This is a genomic window from Cryobacterium sp. PAMC25264, from assembly GCF_019443325.1.
Taxonomy (GTDB): domain Bacteria; phylum Actinomycetota; class Actinomycetes; order Actinomycetales; family Microbacteriaceae; genus Cryobacterium.
This window is the reverse complement of record NZ_CP080383.1, coordinates 3,464,864-3,489,053: the sequence shown is the minus strand read 5'-3', so window position 1 is coordinate 3,489,053 and position 24,190 is coordinate 3,464,864. Positions and strand designations below refer to the sequence as shown.

Annotated in this window: 25 protein-coding genes; 20 read left to right on the top strand and 5 right to left on the bottom strand. The window is 69.4% G+C overall.

Features of this window, described 5'->3' with window-relative positions; genetic code table 11:
- Positions 1-120: 120 nt before the first annotated feature.
- Together KY500_RS16380 and KY500_RS16375 are read left to right on the top strand one after the other, a co-directional pair.
- Entirely contained in the window at positions 121-417 is a 297-nt protein-coding gene (locus KY500_RS16380) for a hypothetical protein (RefSeq protein ID WP_219901450.1), read from the top strand.
- Positions 414-2,132: a hypothetical protein gene (locus KY500_RS16375; RefSeq protein WP_219901449.1), complete on the top strand. Its 1,719-nt coding sequence runs from the start codon at positions 414-416 to the stop codon at positions 2,130-2,132. Before KY500_RS16380 ends, KY500_RS16375 begins: the two co-directional genes overlap by 4 nt.
- 110 nt (positions 2,133-2,242) lie before the next feature.
- Here the strand turns inward: KY500_RS16375 and KY500_RS16370 are convergent, their stop codons facing one another.
- Positions 2,243-2,638: a phage holin family protein gene (locus tag KY500_RS16370; RefSeq protein ID WP_219901448.1), complete on the bottom strand. Its 396-nt coding sequence runs from the start codon at positions 2,636-2,638 to the stop codon at positions 2,243-2,245.
- A 116-nt stretch (positions 2,639-2,754) separates the two neighbouring features.
- On the opposite strand from KY500_RS16370, the gene KY500_RS16365 reads away from it, so the two are divergent.
- From KY500_RS16365 to KY500_RS16350, 4 genes are read left to right on the top strand one after another with little or no spacing between them, the layout of a single operon-like run.
- Complete coding sequence (locus KY500_RS16365) at positions 2,755-3,861, top strand: histidinol-phosphate transaminase (RefSeq protein WP_219901447.1); 1,107 nt, start codon at positions 2,755-2,757, stop codon at positions 3,859-3,861.
- Positions 3,862-3,871: 10 nt separating this feature from the next.
- Positions 3,872-5,014, top strand: coding sequence for a thiamine pyrophosphate-dependent dehydrogenase E1 component subunit alpha (locus KY500_RS16360; protein WP_370626939.1), 1,143 nt, complete (start codon positions 3,872-3,874; stop codon positions 5,012-5,014).
- On the top strand, positions 5,014-6,027 hold the full coding sequence (locus KY500_RS16355) for an alpha-ketoacid dehydrogenase subunit beta (protein WP_219901446.1): 1,014 nt from the start codon (positions 5,014-5,016) through the stop codon (positions 6,025-6,027). The genes KY500_RS16360 and KY500_RS16355 overlap by 1 nt, the downstream gene beginning before the upstream one ends.
- A 27-nt stretch (positions 6,028-6,054) precedes the next feature.
- A complete protein-coding gene (locus KY500_RS16350) occupies positions 6,055-7,548 on the top strand; it encodes a dihydrolipoamide acetyltransferase family protein (protein ID WP_219901445.1) in 1,494 nt (497 codons plus the stop codon).
- 423 nt (positions 7,549-7,971) lie between these two features.
- Here the strand turns inward: KY500_RS16350 and KY500_RS16345 are convergent, their stop codons facing one another.
- On the bottom strand, positions 7,972-8,745 hold the full coding sequence (locus KY500_RS16345; RefSeq protein WP_370626829.1) for a putative protein N(5)-glutamine methyltransferase: 774 nt from the start codon (positions 8,743-8,745) through the stop codon (positions 7,972-7,974).
- 81 nt (positions 8,746-8,826) lie between these two features.
- A complete protein-coding gene (locus KY500_RS16340) occupies positions 8,827-9,474 on the bottom strand; it encodes a GNAT family N-acetyltransferase (RefSeq protein ID WP_255579460.1) in 648 nt (215 codons plus the stop codon).
- Positions 9,475-9,672: 198 nt separating this feature from the next.
- Between KY500_RS16340 and KY500_RS16335 the strand changes: the two genes are divergently transcribed.
- The 11 genes from KY500_RS16335 (at position 9,673) to KY500_RS16285 (ending at position 18,021) form a co-directional block, all read left to right on the top strand.
- Positions 9,673-10,392: an AAA family ATPase gene (locus KY500_RS16335; RefSeq protein WP_219901443.1), complete on the top strand. Its 720-nt coding sequence runs from the start codon at positions 9,673-9,675 to the stop codon at positions 10,390-10,392.
- Between the two features lie 51 nt (positions 10,393-10,443).
- Complete coding sequence (locus KY500_RS16330; RefSeq protein ID WP_219901442.1) at positions 10,444-11,463, top strand: metal ABC transporter substrate-binding protein; 1,020 nt, start codon at positions 10,444-10,446, stop codon at positions 11,461-11,463.
- Between the two features lie 7 nt (positions 11,464-11,470).
- On the top strand, positions 11,471-12,262 hold the full coding sequence (locus KY500_RS16325) for a metal ABC transporter ATP-binding protein (protein ID WP_255579459.1): 792 nt from the start codon (positions 11,471-11,473) through the stop codon (positions 12,260-12,262).
- Complete coding sequence (locus tag KY500_RS16320) at positions 12,263-13,168, top strand: metal ABC transporter permease (protein WP_219901441.1); 906 nt, start codon at positions 12,263-12,265, stop codon at positions 13,166-13,168.
- Complete coding sequence (locus KY500_RS16315) at positions 13,168-14,004, top strand: metal ABC transporter permease (RefSeq protein ID WP_219901440.1); 837 nt, start codon at positions 13,168-13,170, stop codon at positions 14,002-14,004. The genes KY500_RS16320 and KY500_RS16315 overlap by 1 nt, the downstream gene beginning before the upstream one ends.
- Positions 14,001-14,408: a Fur family transcriptional regulator gene (locus KY500_RS16310; protein ID WP_219901439.1), complete on the top strand. Its 408-nt coding sequence runs from the start codon at positions 14,001-14,003 to the stop codon at positions 14,406-14,408. Before KY500_RS16315 ends, KY500_RS16310 begins: the two co-directional genes overlap by 4 nt.
- A gap of 176 nt (positions 14,409-14,584) precedes the next feature.
- On the top strand, positions 14,585-14,821 hold the full coding sequence (gene rpmB, locus KY500_RS16305; RefSeq protein ID WP_066598603.1) for a 50S ribosomal protein L28: 237 nt from the start codon (positions 14,585-14,587) through the stop codon (positions 14,819-14,821).
- The gene (gene rpmG / locus KY500_RS16300) at positions 14,821-14,988 is read left to right on the top strand and encodes a 50S ribosomal protein L33 (protein ID WP_066598602.1); all 168 of its coding nucleotides are present in this window, start codon (positions 14,821-14,823) and stop codon (positions 14,986-14,988) included. Before rpmB ends, rpmG begins: the two co-directional genes overlap by 1 nt.
- A 2-nt stretch (positions 14,989-14,990) precedes the next feature.
- Complete coding sequence (gene rpsN / locus KY500_RS16295; RefSeq protein WP_035835254.1) at positions 14,991-15,296, top strand: 30S ribosomal protein S14; 306 nt, start codon at positions 14,991-14,993, stop codon at positions 15,294-15,296.
- 322 nt (positions 15,297-15,618) lie between these two features.
- On the top strand, positions 15,619-15,906 hold the full coding sequence (locus KY500_RS16290) for an HU family DNA-binding protein (protein WP_066598601.1): 288 nt from the start codon (positions 15,619-15,621) through the stop codon (positions 15,904-15,906).
- 138 nt (positions 15,907-16,044) lie between these two features.
- Positions 16,045-18,021, top strand: coding sequence for a cytochrome c oxidase assembly protein (locus tag KY500_RS16285; RefSeq protein WP_219901438.1), 1,977 nt, complete (start codon positions 16,045-16,047; stop codon positions 18,019-18,021).
- A 44-nt stretch (positions 18,022-18,065) separates the two neighbouring features.
- Here KY500_RS16285 and KY500_RS16280 read toward each other — a convergent pair whose 3' ends face one another.
- Positions 18,066-19,136, bottom strand: a complete 1,071-nt coding sequence (locus KY500_RS16280; RefSeq protein ID WP_219901437.1) for a hypothetical protein — start codon at positions 19,134-19,136, stop codon at positions 18,066-18,068.
- A 119-nt stretch (positions 19,137-19,255) separates the two neighbouring features.
- On the opposite strand from KY500_RS16280, the gene KY500_RS16275 reads away from it, so the two are divergent.
- From KY500_RS16275 to KY500_RS16265, 3 genes are all read left to right on the top strand, one after another.
- Positions 19,256-20,053, top strand: coding sequence for a Gmad2 immunoglobulin-like domain-containing protein (locus KY500_RS16275; RefSeq protein WP_219901436.1), 798 nt, complete (start codon positions 19,256-19,258; stop codon positions 20,051-20,053).
- A gap of 135 nt (positions 20,054-20,188) precedes the next feature.
- Positions 20,189-21,526 carry an ATP-dependent RecD-like DNA helicase gene (locus KY500_RS16270; protein WP_219901435.1) on the top strand — a complete coding sequence of 446 codons (1,338 nt, stop codon included), beginning with the start codon at positions 20,189-20,191 and terminating at the stop codon, positions 21,524-21,526.
- A 45-nt stretch (positions 21,527-21,571) separates the two neighbouring features.
- Positions 21,572-23,128 (top strand): IS1182 family transposase, encoded by a 1,557-nt coding sequence (locus tag KY500_RS16265; protein WP_219900421.1) that lies wholly within the window; start codon positions 21,572-21,574, stop codon positions 23,126-23,128.
- Between the two features lie 287 nt (positions 23,129-23,415).
- On the opposite strand, the gene KY500_RS16260 is transcribed toward KY500_RS16265, so the two are convergent.
- Positions 23,416-24,129 (bottom strand): DUF4232 domain-containing protein, encoded by a 714-nt coding sequence (locus KY500_RS16260; RefSeq protein ID WP_219901434.1) that lies wholly within the window; start codon positions 24,127-24,129, stop codon positions 23,416-23,418.
- Positions 24,130-24,190 lie beyond the last annotated feature (61 nt).

Genomic DNA, 24,190 nt, shown 5'->3' with positions numbered 1-24,190 from the left:
CATTGTGTTCCACATTCCCCTCCTCCACACCCGCCCGGTTCGGCGACTTCTCCCGGTTCCCGCTCCCGTTCGACAGCGCCCTTCAGGGTGGCACAGTCTGGGGCTCGACGAGGAGGTGTGATGAATAGTGCGGGTGGCAGCATCCTGCCGAACGTGGACGGCCAGCCGGCCGCTGAAGCGTTGGCCCGGTTGCGCGAACAGCGCTGGCAGCTGCGGCAGGTGCGTGACGGCGTGGAGGCGACGGGGCGCCGGTTGACGGCCCGGCCGGCCGTTTCCGGCTGGCGATCGCCGGCTCAGCGGGCGTTCGAGGACCGCCTGACCGAGCTGGCCGGAACGCTGCAAGGCGCCTGGCGGGCCCTGGACGACGCGTTGTGGGCCGTGGACGAGGCCATCTCCCGGGTGAAGGCGTCGCTGTGACGGGTGCGGGCGGCCAGACCGGCCCGGACGACCGGCCCGGTGACCTCACCATCTCCGGCGGCGGTAGCACCCTGGTGGCCACGGATGTGGTTTTCGCCGAGATGGCGGCGCTGCGGCTCGTGCAGGATGACGCCGAAGGCTGGCACGCCCGGCTCGGGCGGGTGTCGGCGCTCGGCGTGGGCCCGGCGCCGGGCTGGCGGCCGAACGACCTGGGGGCATGTGTCTTCGGGGCGCTGGCGGCGATCGACGACGTCGCCGAGCGCAGCCGCGCCCTCGCCGACGCGCTGGCCGCGACCGCCGAGGACTATGGCCGTCTCGAGGGCGGCCTGGCGGGGATGCTGCGGATCACGGGCTCCTGGCTCGGCTACACGCTGGGCGCGCTTGGACCGCTGATCGCCCTGTCGGCCGCCACGCCGCTGGCGTACCTGGCCCTGGGGTCACTCCTGACCAGCACCCTGTCCGGCCGCACGCCCACGGTGGTCCCGCCCGCGCTCACGGACTGGATGAGCGCGAACCCGCAGCTGCTCACCAGCCCGCTCACCGTGGCACTGGTGCGCACCCTGGCCTCCTCGGCCGACGATGCGGCGCTGGGCCGGGCCGGGGTGCCGTTCCCGGTGGCCGCACTGTTGGGCGACGGCGGGGCCGGTCTGCTCGGCGCGGCGTCCTCGGCCCTGGGGCTGCTCGTGGCGGGCCGGGCGGCCGGGATGCTGCGCGACACACCGGTGCGGGTGACCCCGGTGGGCGCGTCGGCGGGCGCCGGGATACCGAGCACTGCGACGACCCGGGCGTTTCCGGAGAAGGATGTGGCCGGGGAGGCGGGTGTGGCCGGCGCCGGTGCTGCGGCCGGTGGCCGGGCGGGGCGGCCGGGTGCGCCCGGGCTCCCGTTCTCGGCGCCGTGGACGAGCAAGGTGCGGAGCCCGGTGGGCGGCCCTCCGGCGGGTCCGCTGGCTGTGCCGCTGCGGGGAGCCGCGGCGACAGGCTCACCGACGGCAGGCCCGGTGCCGGTCGCGGTTCCTCGTGCCGTACTGGCCGCGCCTCGGCCGCCCACGGGGTTCGCCGATCTCGCCGACCGCATCCCCACCAGGGGCGACGGCGGCCAGGTGCGGGTGGAGCGGTACGGCGATGCGGCGCATCCGTCGTGGGTCGTCTACCTCGGCGGCACCCTGGAGTGGAGCCCGACCGGCTCCACCGAGCCGTGGGACATGACCTCGAACGTCACCGCGGTGGCCGGCCAGGAGTCCGGTTCCTACGCGGCGGTGCTTCAGGCGATGCAGGCGGCGGGCGTGGCACCGTCAGACCCGGTGCTGCCCGTGGCGCACTCCCAGGGCGGGCTCCTCGCGGTGGAGCTGGCCGCACGCGGCGATGCGAACGTGGTGGGCCTGGTCACCTTCGGGGCGCCGGCGGTGCCGGCCGCGCTGCCCGAGGGCCTTCCGGCGATCGCGATCGAGCACTCCGACGACATCATCCCCTCCACCGGTGGCGCCCCGGCCGACGACGACGGGCGGCTGTACGTGCGCCGGGAGCTCTTCGCGAACCAGCCGGTGCCCGCGGACGCAACCCTGCCGGCACACCAGATGACGGCCTACCAGGACACCGCCCGGCTCGTCGACGAGTCGGAGGAGCCCCGGCTGTTGGCGTTCCGGAAGACCCTCGCCGACCTGGTGGGCACCGAGCCGGGCGCGCAGACCGTCTGGCACGCCGAACGGGTCGGCTGAGCCGGGTCAGTCGTTCGCTGCACCTCTTATCGGTGGCCGCGCCCGCTATAGCGGGCGCGGTGGCACATAGGAGGTGCACCGGGCCGCCTCCGGCACTAGGGCGCTTCCGGCTAGGAGCTTGAGTTGTTCAGCGGCCGCACGAGCACACCGAACAGCCAACTGAAGATGCCCAGCACGAACGCGCCGAGCACTCCCCACCAGAACGAGTCGACAACCAGGCCGAAGCCGAGCAGTCCGGAGAACCAGGCCACCAGCATCAGGAGCAGGCCGTTCACGATGAACGAGAGCAGTCCGAGCGTGAGCACGTAGAGCGGGAAGGCGACGATGCGCACGAAACCGCCGATGAAGCCGTTGACGAAGCCGAAGATCAGCGAGATGAGCAGGTAGGTGAGCACCACGGCCGTGGTGTCAGGCGCATAGGGATCGACCCGAACCCCCGCGACGATGAGCGTGGTCAGCCAGAGGGCGACGGCGTTGACAATGAGCTTGAGCAGGAAGCGTCCCATACCTCCACTATGACAGTCGAAGCGGCGCGTTTTGCGGTCAGGCCCGGCCGATCCGGGCCAAGCCGGTCGTATGGAGCATGCGGCAGTGCGAATATGTCGCGGCGTAGACTCGCGGAGTGAGCCCTTCTGACCAGCCATCAGTCCGCCTGCGCCCCGAGATCGTTGCGCTGCCGGCGTACCGGCAGGGCAAGGCGGCCAACGCATCTGCCTTCAAGCTGTCGAGCAATGAGAACCCGTTCGACCCGCTGCCCGGGGTCGTCGACGCCGTCAACGCCGTCTCCGCCTTCAACCGGTACCCGGATGCGTCCGCCCTCGCCCTGCGCGAACGGCTGGCCGCCCGCTACGGCGTGGCCTCCGACGAGGTGCACATCGGCGCCGGCTCGGTCGCCCTGCTGGCCCAGCTGATCACGGCCGCCGCCGGTCCCGGCGACGAGGTGCTCTACTCCTGGCGCTCCTTCGAGGCCTACCCGAGCCTTGTCACGGTGTCCGGAGCCACGAGCGTGACGGTGCCGAACCGCGCCGACCACGGCCACGACCTGCCCGCGATGGCCGCCATGATCACCCCGCGCACCCGCGTCGTGCTCGTCTGCAGCCCGAACAACCCCACCGGGGTGGTCGTCACGGCCGACGAGTTCGCGGCCTTCATGGACCAGGTCCCCGCCGACCTACTGGTCATTCTCGATGAGGCATACGCCGAATTCGTCACCGACCCGACCGCCGTCGACGGCACCACACTGCTGGGCCGCTACCCCAACCTCGTGGTGCTGCGCACCTTCTCCAAGGCCTACGGCCTGGCCGGACTCCGGGTCGGCTACGGCATCGGCCCGGTCGGCATCCTCGACGCGGCCCGCGCCACCGCCATCCCGCTCTCCGTCACCGGTCAGGCCTCCGCTGCGGCGCTGGCCTCGCTCGACGCCGAAGCCGAACTGCTGGCCCGCGTGGGCGTCATCGCCGCCCGTCGCGACGGCATCCAGCAGGCCCTGGCCGTTGCCGGTCTGCGCAGCCCGTCGTCACAGGCGAACTTCGTCTGGCTTCCCCTGGGCGAGGCCACCGCGGCGGCCACCGAACGTTTCACCGATGCCGGGCTCGTCGTCCGGCCCTTCCACCCGGAGGGCATCCGGGTCTCGATTGGCGAGGAGGAATCTGTGGCGACACTCCTACGGATCAGCGCTGAGATTGTGCAGGATCTACCAACGGGGCATCCGGCCCGGCGGCTAGGTTAGTACGGTGCCAGTGACCTCGAACGACGCACCCGTACTCACCGCTGCGTCTCCCACCGTGCAACTCCTCTCCGCCGACGGGACCTTCTCCCCGTCCGATTCCGCGGCGGAATTCCTGCCCTACTTCGAGCGGCTGACCGAGGCCGACTACCGGAAGTTCTACCGCGACATGGTCGTCGTGCGGAAGTTCGACACCGAAGCGGCCAACCTGCAACGTCAGGGCCAGCTGGCCCTGTGGGTGCCCAGCCACGGCCAGGAGGCCGCCCAGGTCGGCTCCGCCTACGCCACCCGCGCGCAGGACCACGTGTTCCCCTCCTACCGCGAGCACGTCGTGGGCATGATCCGCGGTCTCGACATGGTCGACATTCTGCGGATGCTGCGCGGTGTGACGCTCGGCGGCTGGACCCCAGAGGAGCACGGCAACTTCCACCTCTATACGCTCGTGCTCGCCTCGCAGACCCTGCACGCCACCGGCTACGCCATGGGCATGCAGCTCGACGGCGCCACGGCCACCGGCAACCCCGAGACCGATGCGGCCGTGATCGTGTACTACGGCGACGGCGCCTCCTCGCAGGGCGACGCCAACGAGGCCCTGGTCTTCGCGGCGAGCTACCAGACCCCGCAGGTGTTCTTCATGCAGAACAACCACTGGGCCATCTCGGTGCCGGTCTCCCGCCAGTCCCGTTCCCCGCTCTACCTGCGGGCCGGCGGCTTCGGCATGCCCGGCGTGCAGGTCGACGGCAACGACGTGCTGGCCAGCTACGCCGTCACCGCCAAAGCCATGGACGACGCCCGCGCCGGCCACGGCCCGTCACTCATCGAGGCGCTCACCTACCGCGTCGGCGCGCACACCACGGCCGACGACCCCACCAAGTACCGCGACCCCGAAGAACTCGCCTACTGGGTCGCCCGCGACCCGATCGTGCGCTTCCGCAGCTACCTGCAGGGCCTCGGCGTCGAGCAGGAGTTCCTCGACTCCGTCGACGAAGAAGCCGCAGACTACGCCGCGGATGTGCGCCGTCGCGCCCTCGAGATCACCGCTCCCGACCGCTCGGTGATCTTCGACAATGTCTACGCCGAACCGCATCCGCTGGTGGTCGAGCAGAAGGCCTGGCTCGACGCCTACGAAACCTCGTTCGACGGGAGTGAGTCCTGATGACCACGCAGGACACTGTCACCACTGCCGCGCCCACGAGCGCGAACCTGCCGATGGCGAAGGCCCTGAACCAGGGCCTGCGCCAGGCGATGCTCGACGACCCCAAGGTGCTCATGATGGGTGAGGACATCGGCCCGCTCGGCGGCGTCTTCCGGGTCACCGAGGGGCTGCACGCCGAATTCGGCGAGAAGCGGGTGCTCGACACCCCGCTGGCCGAATCCGGCATCATCGGCACCGCCATCGGCCTGGCCCTGCGCGGCTACCGGCCGGTCTGCGAGATCCAGTTCGACGGTTTCGTCTTCCCCGGCTTCGACCAGATCACCAGCCAGCTGGCCCGGATGCGCAACCGCCACGAGGGCGGCGTCACCATGCCCGTCGTCGTGCGGATCCCCTACGGCGGCCACATCGGTTCGATCGAACACCACCAGGAGAGTCCCGAGGCGTACTTCGCGCACACCCCGGGTCTGCGCGTGGTGAGCCCGTCCAACTCGCACGACGCGTACTGGATGATGCGCGAAGCGATCGCCTCGAACGACCCGGTGATCTTCTTCGAACCCAAGAGCCGCTACTGGCCCAAGAGCGAGGTGGACTTCACCGGCGCCGGCACAGCGCTGCACGCCGCCAAGGTGGTGCGCACCGGAACGAGCGTCACGGTCGTCGGGCACGGCGCCATGGTGAGCGTGCTGCTGCAGGCTGCCGACCTGGCCGCCGTCGAGGGCATCCACCTCGAGGTCATCGACCTGCGCTCGATCTCGCCGATCGACTACGCGCCGATTCTCGAATCCGTGCACAAGACCGGCCACCTCGTTGTGGCGCAGGAGGCCGCCGGCTTCGTCAGCGTCGGCTCCGAGATCGCCGCCACCGTCACCGAGCGGGCGTTCTACTCGCTCGAGGCGCCGGTGTTGCGGGTGTCCGGCTTCGACACCCCGTTCCCGCCCGCCGCGGTGGAGACGCACTTCCTGCCCAGCCCCGACCGGGTTCTCGAAGCCGTCGACCGCTCCCTCGCCTACTAACCGTCCCCCTGCTGCGAAAGGCACCCCATGAGCGTCTCCCGATTCACCCTCCCCGATGTGGGCGAGGGCCTGACCGAGGCCGAGATCGTCGAGTGGAAGGTCGCCCCCGGCGACACCATCGCTATCAACCAGGTGCTCGTCGAGATCGAAACGGCCAAGTCCCTCGTCGAACTGCCCTCGCCGTACGTTGGCGTGGTCGGTGAGATCCTGATCGAACCAGGCACCACGGTCGATGTGGGCACGGTCATCATCACCATCCTCTCCGAGGCCGGCGCCACCGACGCCGCCCCGGTCGACGCGCCCGCCGCACCGAATGCCGCCGCCCCGGCCGACGATGAACTCGTCGCGGCCGCGCAGGATGCCGGCGGCACTATTTCGCAGGAACCCGCAGAGGAGTCCCCGCAGGTGCTGGTCGGCCGGGGCGCCGCGGCGTCCATGCCCACTCGCCGTCGCCGCCACGTGGTGCCCGCCGCCGCGCACGAGGTCCTCGCCTCGGCCCCCACCGCGCCCCCGCAGAGCGGACCCGCAGCGTCCGGTCCGCGCACGAACACCGCGTCGACCGGCCCGGCCCGCACCGCCCCGCCCGCCCCGCCCACGCGTGGCGCAGGCGTAGGCGCGCCCGCCGCATCCGCCCAGCCTGCCGCGTCGCCCCGAGCGACCGGTCCCGTCATCACCAAGCCGCCGATCCGCAAGCTGGCCAAGGACCTTGGCGTGGACCTCACCCAGGTGGAGCCGACCGGACGGTTCGGTGACGTCACCCGGGAGGACGTGCTGCGCGAGGCCACCCAGGCCAGCGTGTTCCGCAACATCCAGACCCCGGAGTGGCCCACCGACCGCGAGGAGCACATCCCGGTCAAGGGCGTGCGCAAGGTCATCGCGCAGACCATGGTGAAGAGCGCCTTCACCGCGCCGCACGTGAGCCTGTTCGTCGACGTGGATGCCACCCGCACCATGGAGTTCGTCAAGCGGCTGAAGGTCTCCACGGACTTCGCCGGCGTCAAGGTGTCGCCGCTGCTCATCATGGCGAAGGCCATGATCTGGGCCGTGCGGCGCAACCCCACGGTCAACTCGGTTTTCACCGACGAGGAGATCGTGATCAAGCACTACGTGAACCTCGGCATCGCGGCGGCCACCCCGCGCGGCCTCATCGTGCCGAACATCAAGGAGGCCCAGGACATGAGCCTGCTCGAGCTGGCCGGCGCCCTCGAGAAGCTCACCATCACGGCTCGAGACGGCAAGACCAGCCCCGCCGAGATGTCCAACGGCACCATCACGATCACCAACATCGGCGTCTTCGGCATGGACACCGGCACCCCGATCCTCAACGCCGGCGAGGCCGGCATCGTGGCTCTGGGCACGATCAAGCAGAAGCCCTGGGTGGTCGACGGTGAGGTGCGCCCGCGCTTCGTGACCACCATCGGCGCGAGCTTCGACCACCGCGTCGTCGACGGGGATGTGGCCAGTCGGTTCCTCGCCGACGTGGCGAGCATCATCGAAGAGCCGGCGCTGCTCCTGGAGTAGCCCCCGGAACGCTCGATGCCCCTCGTATGGCGTCGTGCACCAGCTATAGCTGGCGCATCCGGCCATCCGAGGTGCAGTGATGCGCGGGGACCGTCGCGGGTGGAGTGCGCGCCGCCGGTGGACGCCAGCGCGGCAACCTCGCGAGACCGGCCGGTCGGGCCCGGCACGAGGGCGGGCTGCACCCCGGGTCGACGGCGAGAGCCTGGCCCGGGCGGTAGTGGTATTCGCCGCGGGGCTGGCCGGCCAGTTGCTCTACGAGCCGGTCGGCGAGGCTGCGGTCCTGGCCCTGGTGCAGAGCACGGTGGCGGCCCGCACCCCCGCTCCCTGACGGGGTTCGGCGCGGCGTCGAGGACTCTGGTTTGTTCCGCGGGTTGGACTGTACGGTCCTCGACTGGGGGCCAGCGCCCACCGGTCGCGCCGGTCTCAGGCGGGCGTCGTGCCGATCACGACGGTGGCGTCCAGCGCCGCCGACCGGCGGATCCGCGCTCGCAAGCCGTGCCGGCTGATCAGCGCCGCGGTGTGCGGCGCCTGGGCGGCACTGGTCTCCACGAGCAGGTGGCCGCCGGGTGCCAGCCAGTCGGGCGCGGCAGCGGCGATCCGGCCCTGCACCTCGAGGCCGTCGGCCCCGCCGTCCAGCGCGCCCCGCGGCTCGTGCAGGCGGGCCTCCGGCGGCATCCGCTCGATGGCCTCGGTGGGCACGTACGGCGCGTTGGCCACGACGAGGTCGACTTGGCCGCGTAACTCGGCCGGGAGCGGGTCGAACAGGTCGCCGGTGAGCACCTCACCGCCCCGCGGGGTCACGTTCAGGCGGGCGCAGGCGGTGGCGGCCGGGTCGATGTCGACCGCGAACAGCCGCAGTGACGGCTCGCCGGCGAGCAGGGCGGCGCCGACGGCGCCGGATCCACAACAGACGTCGAGCACCAGGCCGTGTGGGCGCGCCAGCCGGGCCGCTTCCCGTACCAGCAGGCCCGTTCGACGCCGCGGCACGAACACCCCGGGGCGCAGGATGATGCGGAGCCCGGAGAACTCCGCCCAGCCGAGCACCTGTTCGAGTGGCAGGCCCGACACCCGTCTCGCCACCAGCGCGTCCAGTTCGGCGGGCGTGCCGGCCGCCGCCGCGAGGAGCCCGGCCTCCTCCTCGGCGAACACGCAGCCGGCCGTCCGCAGCCGGTCGACGATGTCGGCAGGAGGTGCCACGCGTCGCGCCATCGGTCAGTCCGCCAGGGTGTGCGGCCGGCGTGCCGGGGCGGCGCGGGAGTCGAGCGGCATGGACCCGTCCTAGGTCGTGTACGTGGGCAGCGGGCGCAGCTGTGGGGGCGCATCCGTGCGGAGCCTGGCGTGGGTCTCGACGTCGAAGCGTTCGGTGCCGTATTTCAGCTTCTGCCGCTCGATGCCCTCGGTAGCGAACCCGGCCTTGGTGGCAACCCGGCAGGACGCCGGGTTGTTGGTGCGGTGGCCCAGCTCGAGCCGGTGCAATCCCTGCTCGGTGAAGGCCCAGTCGGCGATGGACACCAGCGCGAGGGTCGCCAGGCCCCGCCCGCGCGCCTCGGCGGAGACCCAGTAGTAGACCCAGCCGGTGCCGTGCCGGTGCTCCATGCTGCCGACCCCGACATTGCCCACCGCGATGCCGTCGAGGGTGATGGCGAAGTTCTGCCGGGACACCGTGCCGGTGGCGAGGTTGTCGGCGATGAAGCTCTGGCAGCGGGCCAGGGTGGACAGCTCGACGGCGCCGAGTTGCGCGGCGAGGTCGCCGCTGACGACGAAGGCCCGTTGCAGGTCGACGGCGTCATCGATGCGCCACGGTCGCAGCACCGCCGCCGGAGCGGCTTGCGCCATTTGCCTGGCCTTGCGGGCGAGACCCGAGCCGGCGGGCGTGGGCAGGCACCCGGCCCACGTGGTGCCGGCCTTCCCGGCCCGTACTCCCATTGCAACAGAGTAGAGCCCGCGCCTGGCCACCGCGAGTCGCCAGTTGGCGCCGCTTCAGGCGGCACGAAGCGGCTCGAAGTGGCAAGTCGGCACAGTGTGTGACTGCGAATTGCCTGTTGGAGCCCTCTCAGCGGCGGGCAATGGGCCTCAAATGGCAACTCACGGCCCGGATCGCCGCCCGGCGCGGGAGGATGGGGCATGGCCTTTGAGACAACCCCGCTGCGCCGGGTCGAGGAGGATCCACAGCATCCGCTGGACCGGACGGTGTGGCCGGCCACGCTGCCGCCCGTCACTCAGCTGCTGGCGGACGGCCTCGACTTGGGCGCGGCCACGGTCTTCGTGGGCGAGAACGGCGCCGGCAAGTCCACCCTCGTGGAGGCCATCGCACTAGCCTGGGGACTCTCACCGGAGGGCGGCTCCACCGGGGCCCGCAACTCCACCCGGCCGAGCGAGTCTGCCCTGCACGACCACCTGCGCCTGGTGCGCACCGGCGGCGCCACCCGACACGGCTACTTCCTGCGCGCCGAGACGATGCACGGCTTCTTCACCTATCTCGAGCAGAATCCGGGCGGCCGGCCGGAACCGCGCTTCCACGAGATCTCTCACGGTGAATCGTTCCTCGAGCTGGCCATCGACAGGTTCCGCGGCCGTGGCCTCTGGGTGCTCGACGAACCCGAGTCCGCCCTCTCCTTCTCGGGCTGCCTCGCCCTGCTCGGGCACCTGAAGGACCTGCTCGCGGCGGGCGGATCGCAGGTGATCATGTCGACCCACTCTCCGCTGCTCGCCGCCTTGCCCGGCGCACGGATTCTCGAGGTGGGCGACTGGGGGCTGCGCGAGACGGCCTGGCGGGACCTCGATCTGGTCAGCAACTGGGCCAGCTTCCTCGACGCGCCGGAGCGGTATCTGCGGCATCTCTGACCAGCTCTATTGGTTTTGACAATCATTATCATTAGGCGTACCGTTTCCCACGTGAAGACCCCCAAACTCCTCCTCCCCGCCCTGGCCGTCTCGGCCGTCCTCGTGCTGGCCGGCTGCTCCGCCTCGACCCCCGCAGCCTCCGCCGGGGCGGACGGCGACCTCAAGGTCGTCGCTACCACGACCCAGATCGCCGACCTCACCCGCAACATCGTCGGCGACACCGACGGTGTCACGGTCACGCAGCTGATCCAGCCCAACCAGAGCGCGCACAGCTACGACCCGTCGGTCGCCGACCTCACGGCCCTCGGCGCTGCCGACGTGCTCGTGATCAACGGAGTGGGACTGGAGGAATGGCTCGATGACGCTATTGCCGCGTCCGGCTTCGACGGCGTGACCATCGATTCCGACGAGGGCATCAGCATCCTCGACGGCGAGGCCGGCCACGAGGACGAGGGGTCCACCGCGGCTCCCAGCGACGATGCCGAGCACGACCACGCCGGCGGCAATCCGCACATTTGGACCGACGTGAGCAACGCCGAGGCCATGGCCGGCACCATCGCCAACGGTCTCGCTGCCGCCAGCAGCACCCACGCCGCCGCGTTCGAAACCAACGCGACCGCCTACACCGGGCAGCTCGCCGAGCTGGACGGCTGGATCCGGGAGAACATCGACGCGGTGCCCGCCGCCGAGCGCCTGCTCGTGAGCAACCACGACGCGTTCGGCTACTTCACCGCCGCCTACGGCATCACCTACGTCGGCAGTGTCATCCCGAGCTTCGACGACAACGCCGAACCGAGCGCCGCCGAGATCGACACCCTGGTGGCCGCGATCAAGGCCACCGGCGTCAAGGCCGTCTTCTCCGAGGCCTCCATCAACCCCAAGGCCGCTGACACCATCGCGAGCGAGGCCGGCGTCACGGTCTACTCCGGTGACGACGCGCTCTACGGTGACTCCCTCGGCCCTGCGGACAGCGACGGCGCCACCTACATCACCTCTCAGCTGCACAATGTGCGCCTGATCCTCGAATCCTGGGGTGTGACGCCCACCGCCGTGCCCGCCGACCTGCAATAGTTGACGAGTGAACGAGAACCCTTCTCAGCAGCGGATGCCCGCTCCGCTCGCCCTCCGAGTCTCCGGGGCCTCGTTCGCGTACGCGCATACTCCCGCCCTCACCGGCCTGGACTTCGACCTGATTGCCGGTGAGGCCATCGCTCTGATCGGCCCGAACGGGTCGGGCAAGTCCACGCTGCTCAAGGGCATCCTGGGCCTGATCCACCGCACCAGCGGCACCGTCGAGGTGCTCGGCCAGGACACCGCGCCGGCCGGCAGCATCGGCTACGTGCCGCAGACCGACGAACTGGACCCGGAGTTCCCGGTGACGCTCGAGCAGGTCGTCATGATGGGCCGCTACCGCCAACTCGGCTGGCTGCGGCTACCGGGAAAGAAAGACCGCACAGCCGTGGCCGCCGCGCTGGAGACCGTGGGGCTGGCCCATCGCGCCAAGACCCGGTTCGGGGAACTCTCCGGCGGTCAGCAGCAGCGTGGACTGCTCGCCCGCGCCGTGGCCGCCGGCCCCCGGCTGTTGCTGCTCGACGAGCCGTTCAACGGGCTCGACCAGTCCAACCGTGACGCCCTCGTGGGCACCGTCGAGAGGCTCAAGGCCGACGGCGTGGCAGTGCTGGTCTCCACCCACGACCTCGAACTCGCCCGTGCGGTCTGCGAACGCGTGCTGCTGCTCAACGGAACTCAGGTGGCGTTCGGACCGCGCGAGAGCGTTCTCACCCTCGAGAACGTGCAGCGCACCTTCCACGAGGTGGGCGTCGAAATGGACCAGCACACCCTGGTCATCCCCGGCCACGAGGGTCACTGAATGATCGACCTGCTCGGCCCGCTTTTCACCGCGTTCTCGCTCCCGTTCATGGCGCGGGCGCTCGTGGTGCTGCTCGCACTCAGCCTCGTAGCCGGCATCGTGGGGGTGCTGGTCAACCTGCGCAGCCTCGAGTTCATCAGCGACGGGCTCACCCACTCGATCTTCCCCGGCATCGCGATCGGCTTCGTCTGGGGCGGCCGCGACGGTCTGTTCCTCGGGGCCATGATCGCCGCGATCCTCGCGGCCGTGGTGCTCACCCTGATCACCCGGCGCGCGGTCTCCGGCGACGCCGCCATCGCGATCGTGTTCACGGCGATGTTCAGCATCGGCATCCTCGTGGTCTCCCGGCAGACCAATTACGCCGGCCAGCTGGAACAACTGCTCTTCGGCCGGCTGCTCACGGTCACCCCCACCGAGGTCACGCAGACTCTGGTGATCTGCGCGCTCGCCCTGCTCCTGGTGGGCCTCACCCTCAAGCAGCAGGTCTACCGCGCCTTCGACCCCACCGCCGTGGCCGCGGCGGGCTACCGGCCGCTGCTGCTCGACCTGCTGCTCAACGTCGCCATCGCCCTGGTCGTCGTGGCCGCCTCCAGCGCCGTCGGTAACCTCCTGGTGCTCGCCGTGCTCATCGTGCCCGGCGCCGTGGCCCGGCTGATCACCGTGCGGCTCTGGCTGCTCTTCCCGCTCGCGGCGGGCTTCGCCGCGCTGTGCTCCTGGGTGGGCCTGGCGCTCGGCTTCGAAGCCTCGGTCGCCGCCGGCATCGACCTGCCCAGCGGCGCCACCGTCGTGCTGGTCCTCGTGGCCGGGTACCTGCTGGTGCTGCTGGTGCGGGTCCTGGCCGACCGGATGCGACGCCCCGCCGACGCCGATGCCGCCGAGTCAGCGCCCCAGACGGTGCGCGCCTGATGGGCTACTTCGAGAAGGCCCTCCTCGCCGCCGTGCTCATCGGCGCGCTCAGCGGCCTCGTCGGCACTCTCGTGGTGCTGCGCCGACGCACGTTCTTCGCCCAGGCGCTCACCCACGCCACCTTCCCCGGAGCGGTCGCCGCGGCGATGCTGGGCATCAGCATCCCCCTCGGTGCCGCGGTGGCCAGCGCCCTCATCGTGGGCATCATGACCGCGCTCGGCCGGGTGCGCCGCCAGGGCAGCCAGGTGGCCTCCGGGATCATGCTCACCGCCGGCTTCGCGCTCGGCGTGCTGCTGCAGGCACTCAATCCGTCGCTGCCCGTGCACGTGGAGTCCTACCTGGTGGGCTCGATCCTCACCGTGACCGACGGCGATGTGATCCTCGCCGGAACCGTGCTGGCCGTGGCCGTTCTCGCGGCGGTGTTCCTGGGCAAGGAGATCCTCTTCTCGACCTTCGACCGCACCGGCTACCGGGCGGCCGGGTACCGGGAATGGGCCATCGAGGCGCTCGCCCTGGTGCTGATCGCGGCCACCGTGGTCTCGGTGATGCCCGCCGTCGGCGCCATCCTGGCTATCGCGCTGATCGCCGCCCCCGCCGCTGCGGCCCGCCTTCTGGTGCACAGTGCCGCGCACATTGCGCTGCTGGCCCCGGTCATCGGCGCCGGCTCAGGCATCGTCGGAGTGCTGCTCTCCCGGGCCCTGGACGTGGCCGCCGGCCCGGCCATCGCACTCACCGCGGCCGCGTGCTTCCTCCTTGCCCTGGGGGCCCGCGCACTGGTCACGCGGCGCAGCGGAGTTCACCAGCCGGCCCGGGCCGGGCTACGGTTGGACTCATGAAGCGAAACACCTGGCAGCGAGAGGCCGTGCGCACCGAGCTCGGCCGGGCCGAGGGCTTCGTCAGCGCCCAGGGTCTACACGCCGCCCTGCACGCCACCGGATCTCCGATCGGCCTCGCCACGGTCTACCGCGCCCTGGGCGACCTCGCCGTGGAGGGCGACGCCGACTCCCTGCAATCCCCCGACGGCGAGAGCCTCTACCGGGCCTGCACCACCACCGAGCACCACCACCACCTGATCTGCCGCAACTGCGGGCTCACGGTCGAGATCGAGGTGGACGCCATCGAGAACTGGGCCACCGCTGTGGCCGCCGAACACGGCTTCACCGAGGCCGCGCACGTCGTGGATGTCTTCGGCCTCTGCGCCGCCTGCACTGCGCTTGCATCGGTGCGCCCGAACCCGTAGGCTAGGTAGCTGCTGCGCATATCTGTGCGTGCATTGCTTGTTCGTGTCTTTTCCTCCCATCGAATCAGCCGCCGGAACTCACGTTTCGGCCGGCCGTTTCCGGGCGGAATCCAACGCGAGCCGGCCGACAAGAGATCTTGGGAAGGGCATTCGCCCTTCGGTATTGGAGGAAAACCATGGCAGCAACCTGCCAGGTGACCGGAGCCGTTCCCGGCTTTGGACACAACATTTCGCACTCGCACCGGCGCACCAAGCGTCGCTTCGACCCGAACGTGCAGACCAAGAAGTACTTCGTGCCGTCGCTTCGCCGCAACGTCACGCTGACCCTCTCGGCAAAGGGCATCAAGGTTATTGATGCTCGCGGCATCGAGTCGGTTGTCAAGGACCTGCTCGCACGTGGGGAGAAAATCTAATGGCTAAGGCTCAGGACGTACGTCCGATCATCAAGCTGCGTTCGACGGCAGGAACCGGTTACACCTACGTGACCAAGAAGAACCGTCGCAACAACCCCGACCGACTCGTGCTCAAGAAGTACGACCCCGTAGTGCGCAAGCACGTTGACTTCCGTGAGGAGCGCTAAAAATGGCGAAGAAGAGCATGATTGCCAAGAACAACCAGCGCAAGGTCATCGTTGAGCGTTACGCCGCGAAGCGCCTCGAGCTGAAGAAGGCTCTTGTCGACCCGGCCGGCACCGACGAGTCCCGCGAAGAGGCTCGCAAGGGCCTCCAGAAGCTGCCCCGCAACGCCTCGCCGGTTCGCCTGCGCAACCGCGACGCGGTTGACGGTCGTCCCCGTGGCCACCTCTCCAAGTTCGGCATCTCGCGCGTACGTTTCCGCGACATGGCGCACCGCGGCGAGCTGCCCGGCATCACCAAGTCCAGCTGGTAACCAGCTCCTGATCGCGTCAGCGATCCAGGCACACCACAGGGGATGCCCGACTTCGGTCGGGCATCCCCTGTCGCGTACCCGGGCGTGCCGCTCGGCCCTCCACCCTGATCGGGGGGCCCGGGACCCCACATCGGTTCGCGCACAGCGCAAAGGCAGTCAATTAGCCGGGCAAAGCGGCTCGAAACGCCGTAAATCCGCGGATTTCCGCGGATCAATGCTAGATTCAACGCGGTCGAACCGACCAACGGAGGCGTTGTCACAACGTCGCCCGCTTCACGTGAATACCTGTTTTTTACAGACGAAGGTCCGAGGAGGACACTCAATGGCTGACAAGTCGCTGAACAAGACCGAGCTCGTTGCCAAGGTTGCCGCAGACTCTGGCCAGAGCCAGGCTGCTGTCGACGGCGTTCTGAACGCTTTCTTTGCAACCCTCGCCGACACCGTTGCTAACGACGGCAAGGTCACCATCCCGGGATGGCTCGGCGTCGAGCGCACCGCGACGGCTGCTCGCACCGGCCGCAACCCGCAGACCGGCGAAGAGATCGCCATTGCTGCCGGCCACCGCGTCAAGCTGACCGCTGGCAGCAAGCTCAAGGCTGCCGCCAAGTAGGTTGCAAGCTTCGTAGTACCAATGGGCGTCGACTTCGGTCGGCGCCCATTGTCTGTGCCCTGGTGTTCCTGCTCCCCGAACCCTGGCAGGGCCGGGCCGCCGGACCGATAGGCATCCGCCGCCGGTTAAGCTGGAGTGGTGCCCCGTTACGTTCGTATCATCGGGCCGGCAGCGCTGCTGCTGGTCGCCATTCTGGCGACTCTGGCGGGACTCGCCTACGGCGGTGGGGCGGACGCCCAACTCCTCGCCGACCCAGGCGCCGTCGTGCGCTGGGGGCTGCCGGTGGCCAAGCTCCTGGTCAACCTCGGCGCGGCCGGCACCATCGGCGCCCTGGTGCTCACCTGTTTCGCCCTGAGCCCGCGGGAACGGGAGTTCGGCACCGCGATCGACCTTGCCGCCGCGTCGGCCGCGTTCCTCACCATCGCTTCCGCGCTCACCGGCTTCCTCACCTTCCTGCAGGTGACCAACGTCACCGTGAGCCTCGACGACAGGTTCAGCGCCACGGTGGGCCAATTCTTCAGCCAGATCGCCATTGGACAGGCTTGGCTCACCACCACGCTCATCGCCGCGGCCGTGACCGTGCTGTGCTTCGCCGTGCGCAACCAGACCGCCCTGGTCTTCGTCACGGTGCTGGCGTTGCTGTCGTTGCTGCCGATGGCCCAGCAGGGCCACTCCGCGGGCGCGGAGGGCCACGACGCCGCGATCACGGCGCTCGGACTGCACCTGGTCTTCGCCGCCGTCTGGCTGGGTGGCCTGCTCACGGTCATCCTGCTGCAGCGTCAGCTGAGCCCAGTGCGCCTGCGCGAAGTCATGGGCCGCTACTCCACCCTCGCCCTGGTGAGCTTCGTCGTCGTTGCGGCGTCCGGATACGTCAGCGCCGAACTGCGCGTGGGCAGCTGGGACAAACTGCTCACCGGCTACGGCGTCCTGGTGCTGGCCAAGGTCGCCGTGCTGCTGGTGCTGGGCGGCTTCGGCGTTCTGCAGCGCCGCTACCTACTCCGCCGGATGCGCACCGTCACCGGCACCGTCGACCCCTGGTTCTGGTGGCTCGTGGTGGGCGAGATCGCGTTTATGGGCCTGGCCAGCGGGGTCGCCGCCGCCCTGGCCAAGACCGCCACCCCGGTGGCGCAGGTGGTCACCACGGCCATCCCCACGGCCACGCCCGCACAGATCCTCACGGGTGAGGTGCTGCCGCCCGAGCTCACGTTCGCCCGGTACTTCACCGAGTGGAATTTCGACCTCGCCTGGGTGTTGTTCTGCGCCTTCGGCATCTTCTTCTATCTCGCCGGTGTGGTGCGGCTGCGTCGGCGTGGCGACACGTGGCCCCTGCACCGCACCATCCTCTGGGTGGCCGGGCTGATCACCCTGTTCTACATCACCAACGGCGGCGTCAACGTGTACGAGAAGTACCTCTTCTCCACGCACATGCTCGCCCACATGGCCCTGACGATGCTCGTGCCGGTGCTGCTGGTGCCTGGCGCTCCGGTCACTCTCGCGGCCCGCGCCATCCGGATGCGCCGCGACGGCAGCCGAGGCCCACGCGAGTGGATCCTGCTGGCCGTGCACTCCAAGTTCGCCGGCATCATCTCCAACCCACTCGTGGCCGCGGTGCTCTTCGCCGGCTCGCTCTGGGTGTTCTACTACACCTCCCTGTTCAGCTGGGCGACGACCGACCACATCGGCCACCAGTGGATGATCGTGCACTTCCTGATCACCGGGTACCTGTTCGTGCAGTCGCTGATCGGCATCGACCCGGTGCCGTACCGCCTGCCGTACACCTTCCGGCTGCTGCTGCTGCTGGGCACCATGGCCTTCCACGCGTTCTTCGGCCTGGCCCTGATGACCGGCACCGGCCTGCTCCTGGCGGACTGGTACGGCGCCATGGGCCGGGACTGGGGCATCAGCGCCCTGGCCGACCAGCAGGCCGGCGGTGGCATCGCCTGGAGCGTGGGCGAGATCCCCACCATCGCTCTGGCCATCATCGTGGCCATCCAGTGGGGCCGCAGCGACGACAAGGAAACCAAACGTCGCGACCGCAACGCGGACCGCACGAATGAAGCCGAACTCAACGAGTACAACGACCGCCTGGCCCGGCTGGCTGCGCACGACCGCTGATCAGCCGGCCGCATCTCCGACGCGAGGCTGGATCGGCGGCTGGGTCAGCGCAGCTGAATGGCCAGGGCGCCGTCCGGCTGGATCGTGACGCTGATACCCAGGGAGAACGGCACGTCCTCGTCACGGGTGGTGCGGTCGCCGTCATAGAGGGACTGCACGTCGACCACGATATGGGCCTGGCCGATGGTGTCCGGCATGTCGAACGAGCTGTCGCCGCCGGTGAGGGCCACCTCGGGGTATTCGGCGATCGACCAGACCGGGGCCGAGGTGACCCTGTCATCGATCTCGATCCCGAAGGGGCAGCTGGACGGCTGCAGCACCTGCTGGGTGGCGCACTCGTCGAGGTATTCGTTGAGCTTGGTCTGCACCTGCTCGGTGAAGGTGTCGTTCGGCATCGCATCCACCGTGATGTCGGTGGCGCCGGACGTGACGACGGGCACACTCTGCACGGGAGCCGTCAGCAGCGACGAATCGTGGGAGACGTCGTAGACGGTGGGGGCGAAGGCCAGGTAGGCGCCCTGGTTGGAGAAGGTGGCCGGCGCGGCGGCGGCGGCGTGCGCCCGGGTGTCGAGGGTGAGGCCGTTCACCGTGAACCCGGCATCGTGCAGCACGGTCACCTGCAGCACCGCCAGCGGGCTGGTGGCGAATCCCCAGGTGGTGAAGAGGCCCGCGACGGTGCCGAGGCGCTTGACCGTGAACTCCATCGACGTCGTGGCGCCGTCGAGGGTGAAGTCGTACACGACGGTGTGCTGGCTCTTCTGGGCCTCGCCGGTTGCGGCGGCGCTGGGCTTGTCGCTGACCAGTTCGATGTCGGTGATCGACCCGAGCACCGAGGGCCGCAGCAACGTGCGCGGCAGGTCCTGGGGCAGGCCGGCGGCCTCGAGTTCGGCATCCGTGGGTTCGGTGCCCGGCAGGGCCAGGGCAGCGTCGGTGTCGTGCGCGGCCAGGGCGGAGAGGTACTGGCGCACAAACCCGCCGGCGCTGTACAGATCGCGGTTGAGCGAACCGATGGTGGCGACCAGGGCGGCGGCGAGAAGCACTACAACCAGGCAGACGGCGATCACGGCACGCAGATAGCGCCCCCGTGGTACCGCGTTCCCGACCCCATAGCTCACCTCCATATCCTACGGGGAGGCTTCGCGGCATGGGCTCACACCGGCCGTGGCGGCGTTCGACTCGGGCTGCCCGGCGGCGGACGGCCAGGCTATGCTCCCCTCATCGAGAGGAGTGGAAAATGGTTCTGCGCAGCGCTCGATCGGCCCCGCGAGCCGGGCGGAAGCGGCGGGTTCTCGCCGTGGCCGCCCTGCTGGTTTGTGTGCTGGCCGCCTGTGCGCCCGGCCCCCGACCGGAATCGTCGGGGAGCGCATCCGCCACATCGACGCCGTCCACGACGGCCGCCGGCACGCCCGCACCGGCAGCGACCATCACCCTGGACAGCCCCATGGCCGACGCCCCGGTGACCGTTCCCGTCACGATCAAGGGCACTGCGAGCACCGCCGACTCGAAGCTCGTGGTCGACCTGCTGGATGCCGACGGTCAGCCCCTCTGTGTGCGGCACATCACCGCCACGCCGGGTTCCGGCTCCTCCGCCACCTGGCAGACCGACCTGGCGTTCGAGCCTCCGGATGCGGAGCAGGACGTCACGCTGCGGGCCTATACGCAGAGCGCCGCCGATGGCAGCGCTGAAAACATCGTCGAGCGTCCGCTCACCCTCACCGCGGAGCGCCCGCCGATCATCATCACCTCACCCGGATGCGGCGACACCGTCGCTCCGGGCGGCACGCTGACCGTGGTGGGCCGGGCCCTGGTGCCGGAGGCACAGTTCACCCTGGAGCTGCGCGACGCGTCCGGTGCCGCGGTGCTCACCCAGGACGTGATGGCGGCGGACGGGACCCAGGAGTCGGACTTCAGCGCCACGCTGGATATTCCGGCCGGACTCTCCGCCGGGTTCTACGACCTGGTCGGCTTCGACAACAGCCTGAAGGACGGCAGCGAACAGTACGACTTCCCGGTGCAGTTGCTGGTGCAATGAGCGGCGGCAACCGAAGTTATCCACTGGCCGGGCGGGGAGTGGGGCGGCCGCGGCCGGGCGGTTACAGTGGAAGTGCTCATCGACCGCCCTCGAGCCATCCCTCGCACCGCCTCCCCATCCCACCGAAAGTACCCCGTGACCGCGCTTCCGAACGAGATTCCGCTTTCACGCGAACAGGCCGAGGTATTCGCTGCCATCGAGGGCACAAAACAGAACGTCTTCGTCACCGGCCGCGCCGGAACCGGTAAGTCGACGCTGCTCAACCACCTCTCCTGGAACACCAGCAAGCAGATCGTCATCGCGGCGCCCACCGGTGTCGCCGCGCTCAACGTGGGCGGTCAGACCCTGCACTCGCTGTTCCGGTTGCCGATCGGTGTGATCGCCGACCACGCCATCGACCAGAACGACCAGCTGCGGAAGCTCCTCAACACCATCGACACCGTGGTGATCGACGAGGTCTCCATGGTCAACGCCGACCTGATGGACGCCATCGACCGCAGCCTGCGGCAGGCAAGACAGCGCCCGCACGACACCTTCGGCGGCGTGCAGATCGTGCTCTTCGGTGACCCGTACCAGCTGGCGCCGGTGCCGGGCGACCCGGAGGAGCGCGCCTACTTCGCCGACACCTACCGTTCGATGTGGTTCTTCGACGCGAAGGTGTGGCAGAGCGCCGAGTTGAAGATCTTCGAGCTCACCGAGATCCACCGCCAGCACGACGCCGGATTCAAGACCATGCTCAATGCCGTGCGATACGGCCAGGTGACCCCTGAGATCGGCGGCGCGCTCAACGGCGCGGGGGCCCGCACGCCGCCGTCCGAGGGCGTCATCACGCTGGCGACCCGCAACGATGCGGTGAACCGCATCAACGCGGCCGCGCTCAAACGACTCTCCGGCAAGTCGCTCTCGGCCAAGGCCGAGGTGACCGGCGACTTCGGCGGGCGTACCTACCCGGCCGACGAGGTCCTCGAGCTCAAGGTGGGCGCCCAGGTGATGTTCCTGCGTAACGACAACCCGCTGGACGGCGGTCCGCGTTGGGTGAACGGCACCATCGGCACCGTGACACGGGTCGATTCCACCGTCTACGTGGACATCGACGGCACCACCCACGAGGTGGAGCCCACGGTGTGGGAGAAGTTCAAATACACCTACAACGCGGCCACGAAAAAACTCAGCAAGGATGTCGTGGCCGAGTTCACCCAGTTCCCGCTTCGGCTGGCCTGGGCGGTCACCATTCACAAGTCCCAGGGCGCCACCTACGAGCGGGCAATCGTGGACCTGGGCACGCGGGTGTTCAGCCCGGGGCAGACCTACGTGGCCCTGAGCCGGCTCACCAGCCTGAACGGGCTCTACCTCACCCGGCCTCTGCGTCCCAGTGACATCATCGTGGACGAGAACGTCCTCCGTTTCATGGAGGGCCTGCGCGTCACGCCCCCATCGAGCGCTAGGAGACTGCTGATTTATCGGGGCGTTTAAGGCGCGCCTTTGTTGGTTTCGGCGGAGGTGTTTAAGACTTGATTCATGCAGGGTCGTGATGATGGTCAGCGTCAGTTGTTGGATGTCGGTGTGTTCGCTGGGCACATGTTGCCGGCGGGGTCGGTGTTCGCTTTTCTCGCTGAGCACCGGCACGAGTTGTTCCCGGATGACGCGTTCGCGGACCTGTTTCCGTCGGGTCGTGGCCGGCCCTCGACGCCCGCGGACGTGATCGCATCGGTGATGGTGCTGCAGACCCTGCACTCGTTATCGGACCGGGAAACCGCGGAAGCCGTCACGTTTGATCTGCGGTGGAAAGCGGCCTGCGGGTTCGGGTTGACGGAAACATCGTTCCACCCGACGGTGTTGACGTATTGGCGACGCCGCCTCGCGGCAAGCACCCGCCCGCACCGAATTTTCGACGCCGTCGCCGAGGTTATTGCCGGTTCTGGGGCGTTGTCGGGTCGGAAGCGGCGGGCGTTGGACTCCACGATTTTGGATGACGCGGTCGCCCGCCAGGACACGGTGACGCAGTTGGTCGCGCAGATCCGCCGGGTCGGTCGGGAGATCCCCGGCGCCGACATGATCGTGGCCGGCCTGCCCGGCCATGACTACGAGAAGCCCGGCAAGCCCGACATCGCCTGGGACGACAAGGCGGCCAGGGACGAACTCGTTTCCCGCCTCGTGACCGACGCCCTGGCGTTGCTTGCGGCAATCGACACGACGTCATTGACCGACTCGCAGCAGGAGACGGTCGCGTTGCTCGCCCTCGTCGCGGGCCAGGACGTCGAGCCGGCTGAGGGGTCCGATGGCTCGGATGGGCGGTGGCGGATCGCGCGGAAGGTCGCGCCGGACCGGGTGATCTCGACCGTTGACCCGGACGCCCGCCACGCGCACAAGAGCCGGGAGAAGAAGCAAGACGGTTTCAAAGCCCACATCGCGATCGAGCCCGATACGGGTCTGGTGACCGCGGCCGTGTTGACGAAAGCGTCCGGGCCCAAGAACAGTGACGCGGCCCGCGGCGCGGCCCTGGTGGCCGCTGACACGAGCATCGGCTCGGACACGGTCGAGGTCCTCGGTGATTCTGCCTACGGCAGCGGGGACCTCCTCGCCGAGGTCACCGCGGCCGGGCATGTTCCGATCATCAAACCGATGCCGTTGAGTCGGGCGGTTCCGGGCGGATTCACAATCGATGACTTCAGCATCGACGAAGCTAAGCGCACGGTGACGTGTCCTGCGGGGAACACCCGACCGATCACCGTGAAACGTAATGTCACATTTGGCGCCGTTTGCGCGAGCTGCCCGCTCCGAGCCCAGTGCACGAGCGCCGTCGACGGTCGCAAAATGGTTTTGCATCCGCAGCAGCAGATCCAACGCGAGCACCGCGCACGCGCGCTGGACCCTGACTTTCAAGCCGTCTACCGGCAGCACCGGCCGATGGTTGAACGCTCGATCGCATGGATGACTCGCGGCGCGAGACGAGTCCCTTACCGCGGCGTCGTGAAGAACCACGCCTGGTGGAACAACCGCGCCGCCGCGATCAACCTGAAACGACTCCTGAGCCTTGGCCTCACCAGCCAGAACGGGGTTTGGGCACTTGGCTGAAGACCCCAGGCAGGGCAGACACCCCAGCCCTCACACCGACCCCGACGACCACCTTCTACTGGCCAGACTCGCGACACCGAATCGATCCCGCAAGCAGCCCAAACACGACCACACCCGACTCAAAAAACGGGCCCCCGACTCGCCGGGCCCACCGCAGCCATCTAAATCAGCAGTCTCCTAGGGGCACCCCCCTCCCCCTCCGCGAACTGTGAGAAAAGCCCCGGATTTGGGGCTTTTTCGGTGCTTAAGTCACAGTTCGCGGGAGGAGAGGAGAGGGACGGGGCGGGCTAGAAGGCTACGGGGGCGGGGGCGAAGGCTCCGGTGCTCACGAGCTGGGTGGTGGCGTCGTTGCAGCCGTCGATGGGGTTGGGGGTGGCCACTCGGGTGGACTGGTCGTTGTTGGGCGGGGTCACGGCCAGTTCGGTGACGGGCACGATCGGGCAGCCGTGGGCACCGGCCTGAGTGAGGTGCAGGAGACTGAAGGCCGACTGGCCCGGGTCCAGTCGCACGAGCGAGGGCTGTGCGCGGGGCTCCAACCCGGAGGCGGCCCCGACGGGCTGTCCGGACGAGACCAGCAGCACCGTGGGGTATCCGTTCACCGTGCAGGGTTGCGTCCCGGCGTTGGTGGCGCTCAGATCCCAGAAGAAGCTGCTCATGCCGCTGTCGAACGGGCGGCTTTGCAGCCCGAAGGTGAGTTGGTCGGTGCTGCAGGCGGCCGGTGTCGGCGGCGGGGGTTTGCTCGACGGTTGGGGAGTGGTCGTCTGCGAGGGCTGGGGGGCGGGACCGGAGGAGGGGCCCGTGGGCGGCGCGGTGGGGGGAGCCGCCGTGGGCGTGGGTGTGGCAGGGCTACTTCCCGACGGCGTGGCAGAGGGCTCGAGGGTCGGGATCAGCGGCACTCCGCAGGCGGACAGCGTGAGCGTGCCGGCGGCCATCACCAGAAGTGTGCCGCACAGCCGAGACGCCGCCGATCGCCGCGGGCGACCCTGCGTGGAGTGGATCATGTGCACAGTATTGCACCGCCCGAGCCGGGGAACAGGGCGGCGACGAACGGCGGATGCCCCG